Source organism: Ruegeria sp. CE12, assembly GCF_056537525.1.
The window spans coordinates 751125-769701 of the sequence record NZ_JBQFRS010000001.1 but is presented as its reverse complement, the minus strand read 5'-3'; the positions used below and the strand labels follow the sequence as shown (position 1 = coordinate 769701).

The following is an 18577-nucleotide window of genomic DNA, read 5'->3' as shown; positions in this document are numbered from 1 at the left end:
GGTCTTAATGCCGTTACCTATATCTGGCAGACTGGTGCTAAGTGGGAGGATGCAAAATGACTGCACAAGATCTCTACACAGAAGTCGAGCGGCTTGAAAAAAAGCTTAACGGCGCATGTCTGGACACCCGGTTGGCCCTTCAACCGAATGTCAGCAGAATAGTCGATCAGATGCGGGCGAAACGTATGCAGATACCGTCACGCTTGCGCAGGCTGGACGCGGCTTTGTTTGAAGACGCGGTTGAAGCGCGCTTTGACAACATGCCGGTCTGACCGGTTGGTCATCCAAAGGATATCCCGAGGATGACCATCATCAGTCCGATGACGGATAAAAACAGTGATGCAAGGTTCCAGGGCAGTACAGCCTGAACCGCTGCGCGCAATTCATCATCCGACAGGCCTGCCTTGCGCGCTTTCATCACGCGCAGGATACACCATACCAGTCCAAGCATTCCGGCCAATGACAGGGCAGCTCCGCCCCAGATGATGATGTCGAACATAGCTTTCCACATATGTCTCTTGTTTCACGACCGCGCTTAGCGGATCACCGCTGCTGGCACAAGCCTGACAGCCCAAAGTGCGCTTGCGGCCAGAGCGGCAGCAATGTATCCGGCTTACTGCCCGAAACCTTGCGGATTATTTTAGCCTTTGGGAGAGACGCATATGGAAGACATCACCGAAGATCAGGCCGCCGCCAACTATCGAGTCACAGCAGGCGAACTGCGCCAGTTCATCGAACGGTTCGAGCGTCTGGAAGCCGAAAAGAAGGACATCGCGGAACAGCAAAAGGAAGTGATGGCCGAGGCGAAAGCCCGCGGTTACGACACCAAGGTGATGCGTAAGGTGGTTGCTCTGAGAAAGCGCGACAAAGACGATATCGCCGAAGAAGAAGCGGTTCTGGAAATGTATAAGGAAGCGCTGGGCATGTAAGCCTTGCCGAGGAGGTCTCAAAGCGCCTCCTCGGGCTTCGAAAGAACAGTTGGCACGCATTGGTGATGTGCCAGATTTACCAAGCACCACTCGGACACGGCGGCCATTGCATCGCCGTTTCCGATTGGTGGGATCAATTTCCCCCATACTTGCTCGAGATCGACTTGCAACGCCAGAACGCCCTGTGACGCAACTTCAGGCTTTCTTCACCTTGCCAGGCCGGTTGATCTGGGGTGGCGAATCAATTCGCTTGTGTTGCTCAGGCTATAACCGCGGATGTTCACGCGATGTCGGGCAGTCGGCCTATAGCGCCTTAGGCACATCTCTCGCATGAGCGCGCAATTCCCCGCTCGCATTACGTATAATAAAGCCGGGTTTTGGATGGTTCGTTGCGCAAGTAGCCCTTCTGACCGGTAGCTGGTTGCACGGCTGACACCAGAAAATTCTGTCTACAGCAAGATCAGGTTAAATTGGGGCTTGCGGTCTCTTCCCATAGTGATTAATCGGACGCCAGCGCCCCTATAGCTCAGCTGGTAGAGCAACTGATTTGTAATCAGTAGGTCCGCGGTTCGAGTCCGTGTGGGGGCACCACTTCCCGAAGTTTAGTGTACTTTCCAGTCATCAAAAAACTTGTTTTGTCGGGTCATGGCAACTCTAGTCGGTGCTGATTTAGGCATATCACCCGTATCCGCACTTGCTGATGCAGAAGCAGATAATCGTTTTAAAAGCGTAAGCTTATGGTGTTGACGCTAAGGGTAAATGATTCGCTTTGTTGGGTTTAATTCGGTACTTCGCAAAGGGTGTTTGCACTCCCAAGTATTGATACCAATATTGATATGTGAGGAGGTTAGATCTTTGAGAGCGCATATCGGGAAATATGCATGATTCAGGTTGACATGCGGTTGATCTAAGTATCACTTTGATTTGACACACAGGCAACAATCTCGTGATTGCTGCAATTACGTCTCTTTTCCGCCGAATTTATCGTTGATACACAGGCCTTGTAATTGGTGGGGTGTTGAAAGGTATGAGTGGGCAGATGAGTACCGGTTTAAACGGTCGTATAGCAGTTTCCTGGAATCAAACAGAACTTGACGGGCTTGAGGCAGCGCCACTTGCCCTCGTAGCTGTTGGATCCGCCTGGTCATGGCGTGGTAAAGCTGTACAGCTTTCTGCCGCAGAGACCATGGGTTTGGTGCAAACGGCCCACTCTGTGGCACCGTTATTGACCTCGGGCATCGACATGCTTTCGGCGATTGGCCCCGTAATCGGTTCGGTTGCGACCATCGAGTTTTCGAATGGCTCTCAGCAATTCTCGGCAGAACTCATCAGAGTTGAGGGAAGCGATTCCCCGGTGTTGATTTTTGAGAACGGTTGTCCTGAACGGGATCAGGAGTTCTGGGTGAGCAGTGTTTCCGCGCAAACTGACCTGGCTGATTTTGATCGGGAGGTCGATCAGACAGTTGTGGCGTTTCCCGGCGCTCGTTCAGAAGAGAAACGTGAGTCGACATCTACTCCTCACGTTGTTTACGCAGCAGAATAAAGTGGCAAGCAGGGCTCTGCGGCCATCGCGGGATTTTTCCTGCAGGGTGGCCTCAGTATGTTGACTCTGACAATTCCCAAGATATAAGCGCGACTTCATTGGTGTTGGTGGCCCCCGCAAGGGGATGCCTGTCATGGGGGAAACCTCAAGAGGACAACGCCCTTCATAGTGGCCCGCCGGGCCTCGACCTAAACGAAGGAGATCAGCCGTGACCAAACGCACGTCTGCCAAGTACAAAATCGACCGCCGGATGGGCGAAAACATCTGGGGCCGTCCGAAATCCCCGATCAACCGTCGTGAATATGGCCCCGGCCAGCACGGTCAGCGCCGCAAGGGCAAACTGTCGGACTTCGGTTTGCAGCTGCGCGCCAAGCAGAAGCTGAAAGGCTACTACGGCGACCTGACCGAGAAGCAGTTCCGCCGCATCTACGCCGAAGCTGAGCGTGTAAAAGGCGACACCGGTGAAAACCTGATCGGTCTGCTGGAGCGCCGCCTGGACGCTGTTGTTTACCGCGCCAAGTTTGTACCAACCGTGTTTGCTGCACGTCAGTTCGTGAACCACGGCCACGTCAAAGTGAACGGCAAGCGGGTCAATATCCCGTCCTACCGCGTCAAAGAAGGCGACGTCATCGAAGTACGTGACAAATCCAAGCAACTGGCTGTTGTTCTGGAAGCTGTTGCTCTGGCTGAGCGTGATGTTCCTGACTACATCGACGCCGACCACTCGAAAATGACCGCGACTTTCGTTCGTGCACCGGGCCTGAGCGATGTGCCTTATCCGGTCATGATGGAACCGAACCTGGTCGTCGAATTCTACGCGAAGAACTAATCTTCGCCGAAGCGATCCAAGTTTCAGAGCCGCGCCCAAAAGCGCGGCTCTTTCTTTATTTACCCAAGCAGGATTATGTCGGACGACCCGATATTGCGGCGCAGAGCGTGAACATCACTCAGCGCCGGGTCATTGATCCATCCCAAGGCGGACTCGCGATCTGGAAATGAAAGAACGGCGGCAACGTCCGGCAGGTCTGGCGCGCCATCCAAAGCGGTAGGCTCTGCTGACGCGGTTTCGACCTTACCGCCATGGCGGGCCAGCGCATCCCCGGCTTTTTCACGATAGGCGGCCAGAGCATCGGGGTTTTTTACTGTCAATTTGGCGTAGGCATAAATCATCAATCTACTCCTTGGTTGTGCAGGTAAAACCTAAGTTGGAAAGGATTTTGCGAAAACGCGTGCAATTGCAGTTGGCTTGTGCATAAACGCATGCATGACGATAAACTGGGATGACTATCGAACCGTGCTGGCCGTGGTGCGCGCGCGCACCTTGACCGCGGCATCAGAGCGGCTTGGTGTAAACTACACCACCGTTGCCCGCCGTATTGCACGCGTGGAAACCGCCACCGGGGAGGTGTTGTTTGAACGTTTGCCAGATGGTTACCGCCCCACCGAGGCCGGGCATCTGGTGGCGCAGCATGCGGCAAGCATGGAAGGTGCTGAGCACGCCATGCTCAGGGGGTTATCCGGTCAGGATACGCGTCTGGAAGGGGAGCTGACCCTGACAGCACCTCAGCTTTTGATTGCGCATGTACTTTCACCGGTTCTGGACGCGTTCTCGGCGCAACATCCCGGTGTTAAGCTCAGAGTACGGGCTGACAATGAGATTGTGGACCTGAACAGGCGCGAAGCAGACATAGCCATCCGTATCAGTCGCAATCCGGGTGATACCCTGAAGGGACTGCGCTTGGCTGAACAATTCTCGGCTTACTACGCTTCACCAGAACTTATGCAGCGTGTGTCGGACGCCCCGCATGGGCCGGTGGATTGGTTGGTTTATGAAAAACAGCCAGACCTGCCTGAGGAGGTGATGCAGACACACCCCGGCTCGCGTATTCGAATGCGATTTGACGATATGGTTGCCATGTCGTCCGCCGCGCAGGCGGGGTTAGGTGCTGTAAGGATGCCGATGTTTCTGGGGCGGTCACTGCCTAGTCTCGTTCAACTCCCGACACTTTCACCGCAACCTTATGCGGATATCTGGGTGGTGGCCCATCCAGATGTGTGGCCGTCGGCCAAATTGAAGGCCTTTCGTTCCATCGCAGTTCCGCACTTTCGTAAGCTGCGCCCGCTGTTCACGGCCTGATCAGATCGGCAGCGGCCGGCCTTCGGCAATTGCCTCCATGGCAAAGTATGAGGTCACGCTGTCCAGTTCGACCTTTTCGATAAGTCTCTGATAGACCTTGTCGTAAGAGGCCATGTCTTCGGTCACGACTTTCAGCTGATAGTCGTAGTCTCCGCCAATGCGATGAAAATCGACCACCTCAGGGATGGTCAGGACATGGCTGCGAAACGCCTGAAGCCACTCCGCTGAATGATGCCTTGTACGCAGCATCACAAAGACAACTAGATTAAGCCCCAGCTTTTCCCGTGCAATCCGCGCGGAAGACCCCTGTAGAACGCCGTCGTCGTTCAACACCTTGAGGCGCCTCCAGCAAGCATTCTGGGACAAGCCAACCCGATCCGCCAGCTCGCGCTGCGAGAGGGTCGCGTCCTTTTGCAGTTCTTTCAGGATGAGGGTGTCAATATGATCTATTTTATGGGCCATATCTAATCATATGACACAAATCTGGGGAAATACAGGCAAAGAATGGTGAAGTTTCTGCATTCCGGATCAATCACATTGGTTATGCAATATGGAGCCTATGTTATGACCCTGTCCAAGTTTCGTGCAGATATCCAATCCACCACTCACAATTCCACGCTGCGCGATGGGCTGATCGGTGAGGGTGTCCTCATCCCTGGTCTGCATAGGGACGTACCGCTTGTCTATGCGGATTACGTCGCTTCGGGCCGCGCTATGCGGCAGGTCGAAGATTTTATCGCCCAAGATGTGCTGCCGTTCTATGCGAACAGCCATACCGAGGCCTCCTATTGCGGTTCCTACATGACACGGCTTCGTCGCGAAGCGCGTGCGGAAATAGCCCGCATTGTTGGCGCGAGGGGAGAGGACGCGGTGATCTTTACCGGGTCCGGAGCCACTGCTGGGCTTAATCGGCTGGTCAGCTTACTGGGAGTGGAAGAGGCTGACCGGCCGATTATCCTGATCGGTCCATACGAGCATCACTCGAACATTCTGCCCTGGCGGGAAAGCAAGGCGCAGGTGATCGAAATTCCCGAAGCGCCCGCTGGCGGGCCTGATCTGGCAGTGTTGGAACAAACACTGGCCGACAATGCAGGGTCTGATCTGATCATTGGTTCTTTCTCGGCTGCGTCGAACGTGACGGGTATCATCACCGATCCCGATCCGGTCACGCGTCTTCTGAAGGCACATGGGGCGCTGGCCGTTTGGGACTATGCAGGCGGCGGCCCTTACCTGCCGATGAATATGGGTCCAGAAGATGCTCGCAAGGATGCCATTGTCGTCTCACCCCACAAGTTTCCCGGCGGTCCGGGTGCATCAGGTGTATTGGTGGTCAATGAGCGCGCCGTTCAGCGTACATGTCCCAGCTGGCCGGGTGGCGGTACCGTAAGTTTCGTGTCCCCGTGGCGGCATGACTACAACGAAGATCTGGCGACGCGGGAAGAGGCCGGTACACCCAATGTAATTGGCGATATCCGGGCTGCGCTTGCCTTTATCATCAAGGATGTTGTCGGAACTGATGAGATCGGAAGACGAGAGGTTCTGTATAACAAACTGGCTCTGGATGGTTGGCGTGACAACCCGAACCTGACGCTGCTGGGGGCGGATAATCCGCATCGTCTGCCGATCTTTTCATTCCTTGTTCGGGATAACTCGGGGCAGCCGGTTCATCAGCAGCTGTTTACCCGCATGCTCAGCGACATCTACGGCATTCAGGCCCGTGGCGGATGTGCCTGCGCCGGCCCCTATGCCCATCGTCTGCTGGATATTGACCGCGAGACTTCCGAGCAGTTGCATGCGGCGTTGTCAGCAGGCGAAGAGATGAAGAAACCCGGCTGGGTGCGTCTGAATTTCTCATATCTGATGAGCGAGGAGACGGTTCAGTTCATCATCGACAGCGTTAATGACCTGTCGCACCGGACCGAGGAATTCGCACCCTATTACAACGCCGACCCGGCGACAGCGCGCTTCAAAGCCGCCTGAGGGAATTGCCGCTTTTCTCAAGGCGTTGAGAAATGTATGAGGGGCGCAATCAAGGAGCCCCTTATGAACCAGATCATTCCGCAACCCGGCATCATGGACATCGCTCTGTATCAGGGTGGCAAGTCCCATGTCGAAGGCGTGGCGAATGTCATCAAGCTCAGCTCGAACGAAAACCCGTTCGGACCCAGCCCCAAAGCGATCGAGGCCGTGCGTGACAGCGCGACCACCCTGCATCGCTATCCAAGCACCGATCACTATTCTTTGCGCGCAGCCATTGGTGAGCGTCACGGGCTGGATGCTGGCCGGATCATCTGTGGCGTGGGCAGCGACGAGGTTCTGCAATTCGTGGCGCAGGCTTATGCCGGTCCGGGTGATGAGGTGATCTATACCGAGCACGGGTTTTCCATGTACCCGATCATCGCTCGTATGGCGGGGGCGACCCCTGTCATGGTCGATGAGAAGGATCGCAAGGTTGATGTCGATGCAATCCTTGCGGCCGTGACCGGGCAAACGAAGATCGTCTTTGTCACCAATCCGGGCAATCCGACCTCAACCATGATTTCGGATGCCGAGCTTACACGTCTGGCAGAGAAGCTTCCTGAAGATTGCCTGATGGTAATCGACGGAGCCTATGCCGAATTCGTGGATGGTTTTGATGGTGGGGCATCACTGGTGGATCGTTTTGAGAACGTCATCATGACCCGAACCTTCTCCAAGATTTATGGGCTGGGCGGGATGCGTGTCGGCTGGGGTTATGCGCACCAGTCGATTATCGATGTGCTGAACCGGGTGCGCCAACCCTTCAACCTGTCTTTGACTGCGTTGGCTGCGGCTGAAGCAGCGATACGCGACGTGGAGTATGTTGAGTTCTGCCGGTCCGAAAACGCGCGTCTGCGCACGTGGTTGTCCGAAAAACTGGCAGAGATCGGCGTGCCATCTGACGTATCGAATACAAATTTCATCCTTGCCCGCTTCTCGGATCTGGCCGAGGCCGAGGCCTGTGATGCCTATCTGCAATCTCAGGGTTTGATTGTACGCAAGGTTGCGGGCTACAACCTGCCGAACGCCCTGCGGATTACCGTAGGCGACGAAGAAGCCTGCCGCCGCGTGCTTGCGGCCATTACCGCGTTCAAAGGGGGCGCCGCATGAGCCAGATTTATGACCGGGTGGCGCTGATCGGCTTGGGTCTGATTGCCTCGTCGATGTTTTGGGCCATCAAACGCGCGGGTCTTGCAGGCGAGGTGACGGGATATGCCCGTTCCGAAGACACCCGTGAAACCGCGCGGCGCATCGGACTGTGTGATCGCGTCTGTGACACTGCACAAGAGGCGGTCGAAGGCGCTGACCTCGTGGTGCTTTGTGTGCCTGTTGGTGCGATGGGGCCGGTGGCGCAGGATATTGCTCCGGTGCTGAAACCGGGCGCAACTGTCACGGATGTCGGCTCAGTCAAGCGTCACGTGATCGAAGCTGTCGGGCCGTACATCCCCGACGGCGTGCATTTTGTTCCCGCTCACCCTCTGGCTGGAACCGAGCATTCTGGTCCGGAATCCGGATTTGCCGAGCTCTTTGACAATCGCTGGTGCCTGTTGGTTCCGGTTAAGGGATCCGATCCCGACGCCGTCGCACAACTGCGAGCGCTTTGGGAAGGCATGGGCGCAAATGTCGATGAGATGGACGCTGACCACCACGATTTGGTTTTGGCGGTGACGTCGCATGCACCACACTTGATCGCTTATACGATGGTGGGTGTTGCGGATGATTTGCGGCGGGTGACAGATACTGAGGTGATTAAATATTCTGCCGCCGGTTTCCGTGATTTTACTCGGATCGCGGCCTCGGACCCGACAATGTGGCGTGATGTGTTCCTGACGAACAAGGACGCAACGCTTGAGATTCTGGGCCGTTTCACTGAAGAGCTCTTTGCCCTGCAGCGCGCCATCCGTACCGGCGATGGAGAGCAGCTGTTCGATTACTTCACCCGTACCCGGGCCATCCGGCGCGGCATCATTGATGCCGGTCAGGATACGGATGCCCCGGATTTTGGACGAGGAAAGGCCACGACATGAGGCTTGTTCGAGGCGGTTTTCTGATCTGTTTTGCAGCGTTGTCGCCAGTCACGGCTGGTGCGAAACCCCTCGAAACCTCTTTGGTTCCTGTTGCGCGTCCAATTGCTGAAACGAACAATGTGACTGCGATGCCGGCGCTACTTCTGGCCAGTGCAGCGCCGATTGCAGCGATTCCAAAAATACAGCCTAAGCTGAGGCCTGAGTCTCCTCAGGTGATGGCCGCTGCGGCACGACCTGCGGATCTGCCTCTGCTCAGCCCTGATGTATCTCTGAAACCATATCTGCGCCCTGAGTCGCTTGAGCAGGAGATACTCTTCAAGAAAAGAAAGCTCCGCAAGAACTCAGTATGCGGTGATATCGCAATTCAGGGCAAACCTGTCGGGAAAGTGCCGGGTAAGATCAAGGCCTGCGGCATCAAGGATGCCGTGCAGATTACATCGGTATCCGGAGTGAGGCTAAGCCGCCCGTCGACCATGGATTGCGGCACCGCCATCGCGTTGAACAACTGGGTCGACAAATCGGTCAAACCCACCTTCAAACGCCGTGGCCCGATTGTTGAGCTGCAGGTTGCGGCCCATTATGCCTGCCGCACCCGGAACAATCGCAAGGGCGCGCGAGTTTCTGAACACGGCAAGGGTCGGGCCATTGATATCTCGGGCTTTAAAATGGCGGATGGCGAGGTCGTGACAGTCCTCAATGGCTGGCGCAAGAATCCCTCGCAAAAGCAATTGATCAAAGTGTGGCGTGGTGCATGTGGGCCGTTCGGTACTGTGCTGGGGCCCAACTCGGACCGCTACCACCGGGACCATTTCCATCTGGATACAGCCCGTTATCGCAGCGGCCCGTACTGCCGCTAGCGCAGTATCAACCGCGGTGCAGGGCCCAATGGCAACGGGCCCAACGCCACGAACCCGTCGCGGAAGTTCAGCTGCAAATCCAGTGAGTTAGGATTGCCGCCCAGACCTGCCAGCAGCTTCAGCGCGCGGGTGACCGGATCAACTGCCTGATCGGGCAGGGCGCCTGCGGCATTGGCCATCGCGATCATGTCACGCCAGTTCTCAGCTTTGACGGCGATCTCACCCGTCGGAATTCCCTGTTCGTCAACGTTCAATTCTCCAGCAGCGAACAGGCGCAGTTCACCCCATTTGACTTCGGCAAGCCCGAGATCGATGGCGACAGGCTGCGGGCGGCGTTGTTCCAGCGCACTCCGATCCCACGGCTTGTCAAATGTAACCGTCATGTCCAATTCCAGCGTCTCGAAGGATTGTGGAAGCGAGGTGGCGGTCCGCATAAGGCCGCGAAGGTCTTCACCCGGTGTGAACCCATCAATGGTCGCCGTGACGGCATAAATCTCGGGCGTTTCACTTTGCGCCATGATCAGGCCAAGTGTGTCACCCGCTGCTGAGGTCTCATTTTCCCGCGAAATGGTCCATGGTCCTGCGGTAAGCGCCATCTTTTCCAACTCCAACGCGACCCCCGGCTGCAATTGCAGCTCCGCCTGTAGCTCGCTGGCCTGAATGGTCGCCGTTTCATCGAAGTAAGACAGGCGCTGCGGCGTATCGGCAAAACGCAACACCTGACGCCCGGGCCAGATTGCAGGGCTTTGGAATTCGATCCAATCCGCGCTCCATGCTGTGCCATTGACAGGATCGGCCAGTGCCGGATTATCCAGCCGTGTCATGTGGTGGGTCGGATATCCTGCCGTACCCACATCCGAGAAATCGGCCTGCCAGCCCAGTTGCTGCTGCTTGTCGAACCAACTGGTGACCGCGCTGCGCAGCCCGTAACCAGCGACGAACCAATAGGCGCTCCAGATAATCGTCAAAAAGATAAGAACTCGTATGAGACCGCGCATGAGAATAATGGCCCTTTTTCCTGCCTCGGAATTGATGTTTATAGGCGCAAACGGGCAAGGACCAGTGCAATGACAATGTGGGTATTCGGATATGGATCGCTGCTGTGGAATCCCGGATTTCCCGTGGCGCGCAGCGAACGCGCTACTTTGCATGGATATGCCCGCTCATTCTGCATGAGTTCGATCCACCATCGCGGAACCGAAGACAAGCCAGGCCTTGTGTTGGCGCTGGATGAGCAACGCGATGCGAATTGTACCGGTTTGGCCTTGGCCGTCGAAGCCGGACATGAAGAGCGTACGCTGGACGAGCTGCGCGAACGAGAGTTGATTTCTTCGGCCTATGTCGAGCGTATGCTGGACGTTGATCTGGACAATGGACAGGTCGTAAATGCCGTGACTTACGTGATTGATCCGCATCACGTTCAGTATTGCGGCGGTATGCCTTTGGAAGAGCAAGCAAATATCATCGCCCATGCGGTGGGTGGACGCGGCCCGAACACCGAATATCTGTACAATACGGCTGAACATCTGGCCGAAATCGGACTACGCGATCCTGATCTTGAGTGGTTGTCGCAACGGGTCCGCAGTCTTACTGCATAAACCCTTGGCCTAGCGACTGTTAATTCGGTAGGTTTGCCTCAGAGCAGGCAATACCAGGAATGACGCGCATGGCGCAGGCACAGCAGGGCGCGAGACCGCAATTCTCGCATCCCATTCGTCAGATCGTGATGATGTTGATCGCAATTGGCTTGTCGGGCCTTGGGGTCTTTATGGCGCTGCCTTATGTGCTGCCCGTCTTTTACGCGAATCCCTACCTGAACGGTTTCATCCTGCTGGTCTTCGTCATCGGCGTCTTCGCATGTTTCTATCAGGTGACCCAACTGATCGGATCGGTTCGCTGGATCGAAGCGTTTGTCGGCGGTGTTGAAAGAGATGACACTAGCCCGCCGCAGTTGCTGGCACCGCTCGCATCTCTGCTCCGCTCGCGCGGGGCGCGTTCGCAAATCAGCTCGACCTCTACCCGATCGATTCTGGATTCGGTCGCCGAACGGATCGAGGAAGAGCGTGAGATCACGAGATACATCACGAACGTTCTGATCTACCTTGGCCTTTTGGGCACCTTCTTTGGTCTGGCCACAACGGTTCCAGCCATTGTTGACACGATCCGTAGCCTGAACCCACAGGAAGGTGAGGAAGGGCTGGCGGTATTCAACCGTCTGATGACAGGGCTTGAAGCCCAGCTGCAAGGTATGGGCGTGGCCTTTGGATCGTCACTGCTGGGTCTTGCCGGATCGCTGATTGTTGGTTTGCTCGAGCTGTTTGCAGGACATGGACAGAACCGCTTCTATCGCGAGCTTGAGGAATGGCTGTCGACGATCACCCGCGTCGGATTTTCTTCGGGCGATGAAGGTGGTGCTGAACTGGCGGTTTTGACGCCGGTTCTGGATGCGATGTCCGAACAGATGGATGCGCTGCAGGATCTGTTCTCGGCGCAGGAGGAGGAAAGAGCGGAGGTTTCTTCCAAGCTGGGACAGTTGGTGAACGTTATTGGCGATATGAACCAACGTCAGTCAGAAGGCGAAGGCGTGACAGCGGCGCTCGAAAGGGTAGCGCTGAGTCAGGACGCCCTGCTGGATCACATGCGCGAACATGGTGCAGGCGAAGGGATCGATGCTGAAAGCCGGATGCGCCTGCGTTCCATGGACGTTCAGCTGCTGCGTATTCTCGAAGAGATTTCTGCAGGGCGACAGGACAGCATGAATGAATTGCGCAAGGATTTCGAACTGCTGGTCAAGGCGCTGACCCTGCCACGCGGTGCCGTTCGCACGACGTCCGAGGGAGAGTAACGGATGGCACTGTCCCGGCGTACCGGTCAACGTTTTCAGGGCTCTGTCTGGCCCGGATTCGTGGATGCGATGACGGGTCTTCTGATGGTGCTGACCTTTGTGCTGACCATCTTCATGGTGGTTCAGTTCGTGCTGCGCGAAACGATTTCCGGACAAGAGGATGAACTGACCGCCTTGTCTGACGAGGTTTCGGCCCTTGCAGCGGCCCTCGGTCTGGAAGAACGCGAAAACAGCCGGCTGCAAGCCCGGCTCGGGGCGTTGAACACGACGCTTTCTCAGGCTGAAAGCGATCTGACGCAGGCGCAGGCTCTGATCTCGTCACTTACAGCAGAGCGAGACAGGCAGGCTGTCGCGCTGGATGAGGCGCAGCTTCGCATTACGGATTTTGAGGCGCAGGTCGCCGCGTTGCTGGCGGATCAGGAACGTGCACTTGGCGATATCGCAGCCCTCGAAACACAGCGCGAGCAGCTTCTGAGCGAACAAGAGGCTCTGAATCTTGCCTTGGCTCAAAGCCGGGATGAGATTGATGCTCAGGCCGAAGCCGCACGCCTTGCTGCCGCTCGGCGCGAGGCACTGGAGGCTCTGGTTGCTGATCTTGAACAAAGCGGTGAAGACCGTGCAGCCCAGATTACGGCACTTGAACAACAGCTCAGCGATGAAGAGGCCGCAAGGCTGGCCGAGGCTGCCGCAGCCGAAAACCTGCGCAACAGATTGCAGGATGCCGATGCCGAGTTGACCGCTATGACGCTGGCGTTGGAAGCTCAGCGTAAAGAGGCCGAGGAAACCCTGACCCTGCTGGCTGCTGCACAAGCGGCCCGGGCCGAGCTTGAGCGTCAGTTTGGAGCGCTGGATAACGAAGAGCTGCAGGCGCAGCTGAGGGCGGCGCTGGAAGCGCAGACACAGGCACAGCTTGAGGCGCAATCTCAGAGAACACTGGCCGAAGAACGCGAAGCGCTTCTGGCTGTTGCACGCGAGGCAATCTCTGCCGAAAAGGCAATCTCGGCAAAGGCGCAACGCGAAACGGCTCTGCTGAACCAGCAGATCGCAGCATTGCGTGGCCAACTAGGATCGCTGCAAGCGCTGTTGGATGACTACAAGGATCGCAATGCTGCGGCTGAGGTTCAGATCCAGACGCTTGGACAGGACCTGAATGCTGCGCTGGCTCGCGCTGCATCCGAGGAACGCCGACGCCGCCTGTTGGAAGAGGCCGAACGTATTCGCCTGGAGGCGGAAGCCGAAGCACTGGCGGGGCAGAATCTGGAACTGACTGCTCAGGCCGAAGATCTGCAACGTTATCGGTCCGAGTTCTTTGGTCGACTTCGGGATGTTCTGGGCAATCAGGAAGGTGTCCGTATCGAAGGCGACCGGTTCGTGTTTTCATCCGAGGTCCTGTTTGATACAGGCTCGGCTGTTTTGTCCTCGGAAGGGCGGCAGGAGGTCGCGAAGGTCGCTGAAATCCTGCGCAGCGTTGCTGCCGAAATCCCCGAGGGTTTGAACTGGGTGATCCGGGTCGATGGTCATACGGACAACGTTCCTCTGGCCGGTTCCGGCCGCTATCGCGACAATTGGGAATTGAGCCAGGGCCGCGCCTTGTCCGTTGTGCGCTATATGGTCGACGCGCTGGGAATCCCGCCAAATCGGCTTGCTGCGAACGGTTTTGGTGAGTTCCAGCCCGTCAACCCGGCGGACACGCCGGAGGCACGGGCGCAAAACCGGCGGATCGAGCTGAAACTCACCGAAAGATAACGTCAGAACTCGCTAACCAATGCGTGGGTCGGTCAGCGCCGCCCGAAGCGAAAACTCTTGTCTGGTGAACCGGCAAAGCACCGGGGTATGACCGGATATTCCTCGGTCAGAAAGTAGGCGTAGGTTCCCTCCGGATACTCGGGAGAAGTGGTGAATGCGCCATTGCACTCGTCCAGAATTCCGAGCCCGGGAACATAGGCAAAATCCTCGTTGAAAGTGCCATCGTACTTGCCGTCGGGTGCGCGACCCCCTGGACGGTTGCCGCTTTTCAAACGATAAGACGACGTCATTTCCGTCACCTTACCGTTCACAACGCCTGTCATTGCGTAAATCGGGAAACCGTCTGCGGCAAACCCGATCAGTGGAGAGTGCCTGTCCGGTGAATAGTCCAGAAGTTCAATGAAACCCGTCGGAATGCCGTGGTAATGGTACTTCCCGTTTGGTTGAACATGCGCATGGTTCTCATCAAGCCCCAGCGCGATTGCGCCGCCCAATGCGTTGTAGGACCAACCCGATCTGGGATCACCGTGCCAAAACTCGGCTGCCAGCGGGTCGAACACTACACCGTTCAGTGACACGCCAAAGTTCCAGCCCAGTTCAAGCGACGTGACTGTCCCCTTGGGCTTTGGGTTGGCCGGTACCTTCAAGCTTACATTCTGCGCGGAAATACTGTGTGGGTTACCTCGGTTGGGAAAGCGCCCGACAAGGTGGTCGGGAATTCCATTTGCCGAGACGCGGAGAGCTTTGCGGGTCTCGGAAATCTCAGAAGTACTGGCGCCTGGATCGACAGTGGCAGCCACTAAATTCAGGGGCCGGGTTTTCGTTTCGTCGTGATATCGAAATCTGTGTTGAGCGGTGGCAATGGCTGCGATGGTCGACAGGGTGAAAGCAGCACTCCAAATAGCGACGGTCTTGGTCATCAAATTCCCTTTCGCGTTTCAAACGTATCTATGAAACGCGAGGGGAGAACGATTCCGTCGAAATAAGTGTCCTGCGCTCGCGCAAATGCATAATTGCCCGGTTACAGAGTAACTGCACGATCAGATTTGCAAGGACATCATTTGTGTCAGTCTTCTGCCAGTAGTGGAGGGTGGGGGGCTGCACTTTGGTGCCGACCAGGGCTTTGGGTATCTGCATTAACTCGGCTTAGTTCAAGGCTGCTCGGACCAGACCAAACAAGGCTTGCTCGCAAAACCTTCGGACCGAATTGAACCACACTAAGCGGCTTTGACAAATGCCAAATCCTAATTTGAAAAAATGATCGGAACCGACCGGAATGTTGACCCGCATAAGGTGAAATGTACGCGCGGAATTCCTATCTATTACCTGGGGTTAATCGGAGCAGAACGTGACGGACAAGAAGGCAGAGATACACAATTCAGTGGATGAGGCGTTGCGCGCCCCATATCAACGTGTGACTTTTTGCCAGTCCCAACGAGGTACCCGGTTTTGGCTAAAACGCATTGAGCGTTTTGCGCCGCACCTCTGGTTGGTCAAGGGCAAGCCTGAACAGGCGTTTGACCGAGATCGGCGGGCTCATCGTTTTCTCTGGACTCGCGGCGCGGCTGTACCGAGGATATTAGCGGAAGGCCCGGATTTTATGGCGGTCGAAGACGCCGGCACCAGCCTGACCAAGCTTTGTAAGAAAGCAAACGTTACGACCGCGGACAAACTCAAAGCATGCCGCGCCGCTGGGCAGGCCTTGGCGCGTTTACATTCGGCAAATCTGGCACATGGGCGCCCGGCCTTTCGAGATATGTGTTGGAGCGGGCGCCAGATTCGGTTCATAGATTTTGAGTATTTTGTGCCCACCAAGGCTGGGCGGTTTCGCAAAGCACGTGATGTCGGCATTGCGATCCTGTCTGCCCTGTCTCAGGGGGTTAATGGGCCGCGCTATGCGCACAGCATCCTGTCGGCCTATATCGCGGCACAGGGCAGCCAATCACAGCAGTTACCGGTGCCTTGCCCGGTGCGAAACAGTCAGCCACGCATCCGCTAATGTCGTCGGGTTCTCTGGCCCAAACCCGCCCTTAGTTCCGCCATGCAATCATGCTGTTGGCCTCAGACAAAAAAACCCGCCTTGATAGGCGGGTTTTCCGTTTGAAACGTTGCGCAATCAATCTGCGGTAAGCAATGGCGGCTTGTCGCCAGGAATACGCGGCTGATCGGGGCCGAGAATTTCCAGGTTCAACTCGCCTTTCAGCACAGACACGCGGACCACACCGCCTTTGGCCAGTTTGCCGAACAGGAGCTCCTCGGCCAGAGGCTTCTTGATGTGTTCCTGAATGACACGCCCCAGTGGACGCGCGCCCATCTTGTCGTCATAGCCTTTGTCAGCCAGCCACTCGGCAGCCTTTGGCGTCAGGTCGATGGTCACATTACGATCCAGCAATTGTGCTTCAAGCTGCAGTACGAATTTCTCGACCACCTGCAGGATGACCTCTTTCGGTAGCGGCGCGAACGAGATCACGGCGTCCAGACGGTTACGGAATTCCGGCGTGAACATGCGTTCGATGGCGGCGGTATCCTCACCTTCGCGGCGATCACGGGCAAAGCCGATGGCGGCCTTGGCTTGTTCCTGTGCGCCTGCGTTCGAGGTCATGATCAGCACCACGTTGCGGAAATTCACCGTGCGGCCGTTGTGATCGGTCAGCTCACCATGGTCCATCACCTGCAAGAGGATGTTGAACACATCAGGGTGCGCTTTCTCGATCTCATCCAGCAGCAGCACACAATGCGGGTGCTGGTCGACACCATCGGTCAGCAGACCGCCCTGATCAAACCCGACATAACCCGGAGGTGCACCGATCAGACGGGAAACCGCGTGCTTCTCCATGTACTCTGACATATCAAAGCGTAGCAGTTCCACACCCAGCGTATCCGCCAACTGTTTCGCCACCTCGGTTTTACCCACACCGGTCGGACCGGCGAACAGGTAGTTGCCGATTGGCTTTTCAGGCTCTCGCAGACCGGCACGGGCCAATTTGATCGCGCTGGACAGCGCTTCAATGGCCTCATCCTGACCAAACACCACCCGTTTAAGTGAGGCTTCGAGATCTTTCAGAACCTCGGCATCGTCCTTGGTGACGTTCTTGGGTGGAATGCGCGCGATCTTGGCAACGACGGCCTCGATCTCTTTCACACCGATGGTCTTGCGGCGCTTGCTTTCTGCGACCAAATGCTGTGCGGCACCGGCCTCGTCAATCACGTCGATCGCCTTGTCCGGCAGCTTGCGGTCGTTGATATAGCGCGCGGCCAACTCCACGGCGGTCTTGATCGCATCTGCAGTGTATTTGATCTCGTGATGCTCTTCGAAATACGGTTTGAGACCGCGCAGGATTTTCACGCTGTCCTCGACCGAAGGCTCATTCACGTCGATCTTCTGGAACCGGCGGCTGAGCGCGCGGTCTTTCTCAAAGTGCTGACGGAACTCTTTGTAAGTGGTCGAACCCATTGTGCGCAGCTTACCGCCCTGCAGGGCAGGTTTCAGCAGGTTCGACGCATCCATTGCGCCACCGGAAGTGGCACCTGCACCGATTACGGTGTGGATTTCGTCGATGAACAGCACCGCATCCGGGTGATCCTCAAGTTCGGTCACCACCGCTTTCAGGCGCTCTTCAAAGTCACCGCGATAGCGGGTGCCAGCCAGCAAGGCGCCCATGTCCAGCGAGTAGATCGTGGTGTTGGACAGCACATCGGGTGCTTCACCGGCCACGATCTTGTGGGCCAAACCCTCGGCAATCGCAGTCTTGCCAACACCGGGATCACCCACCAGCAGCGGGTTGTTCTTGCGGCGGCGGCACAGAACCTGGATGCAGCGCTCGACTTCCGAGGCGCGACCGATCAGCGGATCAACGTCACCTGCGCGCGACTTGGCGTTCAGGTCCACGCAGTACTTACCGAGGGCGCTCTCTTTCTGTTCGGATTCGCTCGCGGCAGGTTGCGCTTCGTCCTCAACCTGGTCGGCACCCGTCACAGGGCGGTTTTCGCCATAGGCCGGATCTTTCGCCACTCCATGCGCAATGAAATTCACCGCGTCATAGCGGGTCATATCCTGTTCCTGCAGGAAATAGGCCGCATTGCTTTCCCGCTCGGCAAAGATTGCCACCAGAACGTTGGCGCCGGTGACTTCAGTACGACCTGAGCTTTGAACATGGATTGCTGCGCGCTGAATGACCCGCTGGAAGGCAGCGGTTGGAACCGCTTCAGAGCCGTCGATATCGGTGACCAGATTTGACAGGTCCTCATCGATGAACTCAACCAATGTACTGCGTAGTTCGTCCAGGTCGACACTGCAGGCTTTCATGACGCGGATCGCATCCGGCTCTTCCAGCAGCGCAAGCAGCAGATGCTCAAGCGTTGCGAATTCATGACGCCTTTCATTCGCTGCCGCCAGGGCCGCGTGAATGGCTTGTTCTAATGTGCTCGAGAATGAAGGCACGCGGGTGCTCCTCTGTATTGGGCCGGAAGGGGG

General features: G+C 56.7%; 19 protein-coding genes and 1 tRNA gene. 14 read left to right on the top strand and 6 right to left on the bottom strand.

What is annotated here, in order from left to right; genetic code table 11:
• Positions 1–56: 56 nt before the first annotated feature.
• On the top strand, positions 57–272 hold the full coding sequence (locus ACR0IO_RS03870) for a hypothetical protein (RefSeq protein WP_155144906.1): 216 nt from the start codon (positions 57–59) through the stop codon (positions 270–272).
• A gap of 8 nt (positions 273–280) precedes the next feature.
• Here ACR0IO_RS03870 and ACR0IO_RS03865 read toward each other — a convergent pair whose 3' ends face one another.
• Positions 281–499 (bottom strand): hypothetical protein, encoded by a 219-nt coding sequence (locus ACR0IO_RS03865; RefSeq protein ID WP_155144905.1) that lies wholly within the window; start codon positions 497–499, stop codon positions 281–283.
• Positions 500–662: 163 nt separating this feature from the next.
• Here ACR0IO_RS03865 and ACR0IO_RS03860 point away from each other — a divergent pair, with 163 nt between their 5' ends.
• The 4 genes from ACR0IO_RS03860 (at position 663) to rpsD (ending at position 3301) form a co-directional block, all read left to right on the top strand.
• The gene (locus ACR0IO_RS03860) at positions 663–929 is read left to right on the top strand and encodes a DUF2312 domain-containing protein (RefSeq protein WP_155144903.1); all 267 of its coding nucleotides are present in this window, start codon (positions 663–665) and stop codon (positions 927–929) included.
• Positions 930–1444: 515 nt separating this feature from the next.
• A tRNA-Thr gene (locus ACR0IO_RS03855) sits at positions 1445–1520 on the top strand.
• 436 nt (positions 1521–1956) lie between these two features.
• On the top strand, positions 1957–2472 hold the full coding sequence (locus tag ACR0IO_RS03850) for a hypothetical protein (RefSeq protein WP_480739661.1): 516 nt from the start codon (positions 1957–1959) through the stop codon (positions 2470–2472).
• 208 nt (positions 2473–2680) lie between these two features.
• Positions 2681–3301: a 30S ribosomal protein S4 gene (gene rpsD / locus ACR0IO_RS03845; protein WP_170325974.1), complete on the top strand. Its 621-nt coding sequence runs from the start codon at positions 2681–2683 to the stop codon at positions 3299–3301.
• 59 nt (positions 3302–3360) lie between these two features.
• On the opposite strand, the gene ACR0IO_RS03840 is transcribed toward rpsD, so the two are convergent.
• Complete coding sequence (locus tag ACR0IO_RS03840; RefSeq protein WP_170331364.1) at positions 3361–3642, bottom strand: DUF1330 domain-containing protein; 282 nt, start codon at positions 3640–3642, stop codon at positions 3361–3363.
• A gap of 94 nt (positions 3643–3736) precedes the next feature.
• Here ACR0IO_RS03840 and ACR0IO_RS03835 point away from each other — a divergent pair, with 94 nt between their 5' ends.
• Complete coding sequence (locus ACR0IO_RS03835; protein WP_480739660.1) at positions 3737–4609, top strand: LysR family transcriptional regulator; 873 nt, start codon at positions 3737–3739, stop codon at positions 4607–4609.
• Here ACR0IO_RS03835 and ACR0IO_RS03830 read toward each other — a convergent pair whose 3' ends face one another.
• Positions 4610–5071 (bottom strand): Lrp/AsnC family transcriptional regulator, encoded by a 462-nt coding sequence (locus tag ACR0IO_RS03830; protein WP_155144896.1) that lies wholly within the window; start codon positions 5069–5071, stop codon positions 4610–4612.
• 102 nt (positions 5072–5173) lie between these two features.
• Here ACR0IO_RS03830 and ACR0IO_RS03825 point away from each other — a divergent pair, with 102 nt between their 5' ends.
• From ACR0IO_RS03825 to ACR0IO_RS03810, 4 genes are all read left to right on the top strand, one after another.
• On the top strand, positions 5174–6589 hold the full coding sequence (locus ACR0IO_RS03825) for an aminotransferase class V-fold PLP-dependent enzyme (protein WP_480739784.1): 1416 nt from the start codon (positions 5174–5176) through the stop codon (positions 6587–6589).
• A 63-nt stretch (positions 6590–6652) separates the two neighbouring features.
• Positions 6653–7738 carry a histidinol-phosphate transaminase gene (gene hisC / locus ACR0IO_RS03820; protein WP_480739659.1) on the top strand — a complete coding sequence of 362 codons (1086 nt, stop codon included), beginning with the start codon at positions 6653–6655 and terminating at the stop codon, positions 7736–7738.
• Positions 7735–8655, top strand: a complete 921-nt coding sequence (locus ACR0IO_RS03815; RefSeq protein ID WP_480739658.1) for a prephenate/arogenate dehydrogenase family protein — start codon at positions 7735–7737, stop codon at positions 8653–8655. The genes hisC and ACR0IO_RS03815 overlap by 4 nt, the downstream gene beginning before the upstream one ends.
• Positions 8652–9512 (top strand): extensin-like domain-containing protein, encoded by an 861-nt coding sequence (locus ACR0IO_RS03810; protein ID WP_480739657.1) that lies wholly within the window; start codon positions 8652–8654, stop codon positions 9510–9512. The genes ACR0IO_RS03815 and ACR0IO_RS03810 overlap by 4 nt, the downstream gene beginning before the upstream one ends.
• Here ACR0IO_RS03810 and ACR0IO_RS03805 read toward each other — a convergent pair.
• Positions 9509–10510 (bottom strand): DUF2125 domain-containing protein, encoded by a 1002-nt coding sequence (locus ACR0IO_RS03805; protein ID WP_480739656.1) that lies wholly within the window; start codon positions 10508–10510, stop codon positions 9509–9511. The two genes, ACR0IO_RS03810 and ACR0IO_RS03805, sit on opposite strands and share 4 nt — an antisense overlap.
• 69 nt (positions 10511–10579) lie before the next feature.
• Here ACR0IO_RS03805 and ACR0IO_RS03800 point away from each other — a divergent pair, with 69 nt between their 5' ends.
• The 3 genes from ACR0IO_RS03800 (at position 10580) to ACR0IO_RS03790 (ending at position 14103) form a co-directional block, all read left to right on the top strand.
• Complete coding sequence (locus tag ACR0IO_RS03800; protein WP_155144888.1) at positions 10580–11110, top strand: gamma-glutamylcyclotransferase; 531 nt, start codon at positions 10580–10582, stop codon at positions 11108–11110.
• Between the two features lie 68 nt (positions 11111–11178).
• Positions 11179–12357 carry a biopolymer transporter ExbB gene (locus ACR0IO_RS03795; RefSeq protein ID WP_480739655.1) on the top strand — a complete coding sequence of 393 codons (1179 nt, stop codon included), beginning with the start codon at positions 11179–11181 and terminating at the stop codon, positions 12355–12357.
• Positions 12358–12360: 3 nt separating this feature from the next.
• On the top strand, positions 12361–14103 hold the full coding sequence (locus ACR0IO_RS03790; protein WP_480739654.1) for a peptidoglycan -binding protein: 1743 nt from the start codon (positions 12361–12363) through the stop codon (positions 14101–14103).
• A gap of 32 nt (positions 14104–14135) precedes the next feature.
• Here ACR0IO_RS03790 and ACR0IO_RS03785 read toward each other — a convergent pair whose 3' ends face one another.
• Positions 14136–15023, bottom strand: a complete 888-nt coding sequence (locus ACR0IO_RS03785) for a YHYH protein (protein ID WP_480739653.1) — start codon at positions 15021–15023, stop codon at positions 14136–14138.
• Positions 15024–15451: 428 nt separating this feature from the next.
• Here ACR0IO_RS03785 and ACR0IO_RS03780 point away from each other — a divergent pair, with 428 nt between their 5' ends.
• On the top strand, positions 15452–16102 hold the full coding sequence (locus tag ACR0IO_RS03780) for a phosphotransferase (RefSeq protein WP_480739652.1): 651 nt from the start codon (positions 15452–15454) through the stop codon (positions 16100–16102).
• Positions 16103–16219: 117 nt separating this feature from the next.
• Here the strand turns inward: ACR0IO_RS03780 and clpA are convergent, their stop codons facing one another.
• On the bottom strand, positions 16220–18544 hold the full coding sequence (gene clpA, locus ACR0IO_RS03775) for an ATP-dependent Clp protease ATP-binding subunit ClpA (RefSeq protein WP_480739651.1): 2325 nt from the start codon (positions 18542–18544) through the stop codon (positions 16220–16222).
• Positions 18545–18577 lie beyond the last annotated feature (33 nt).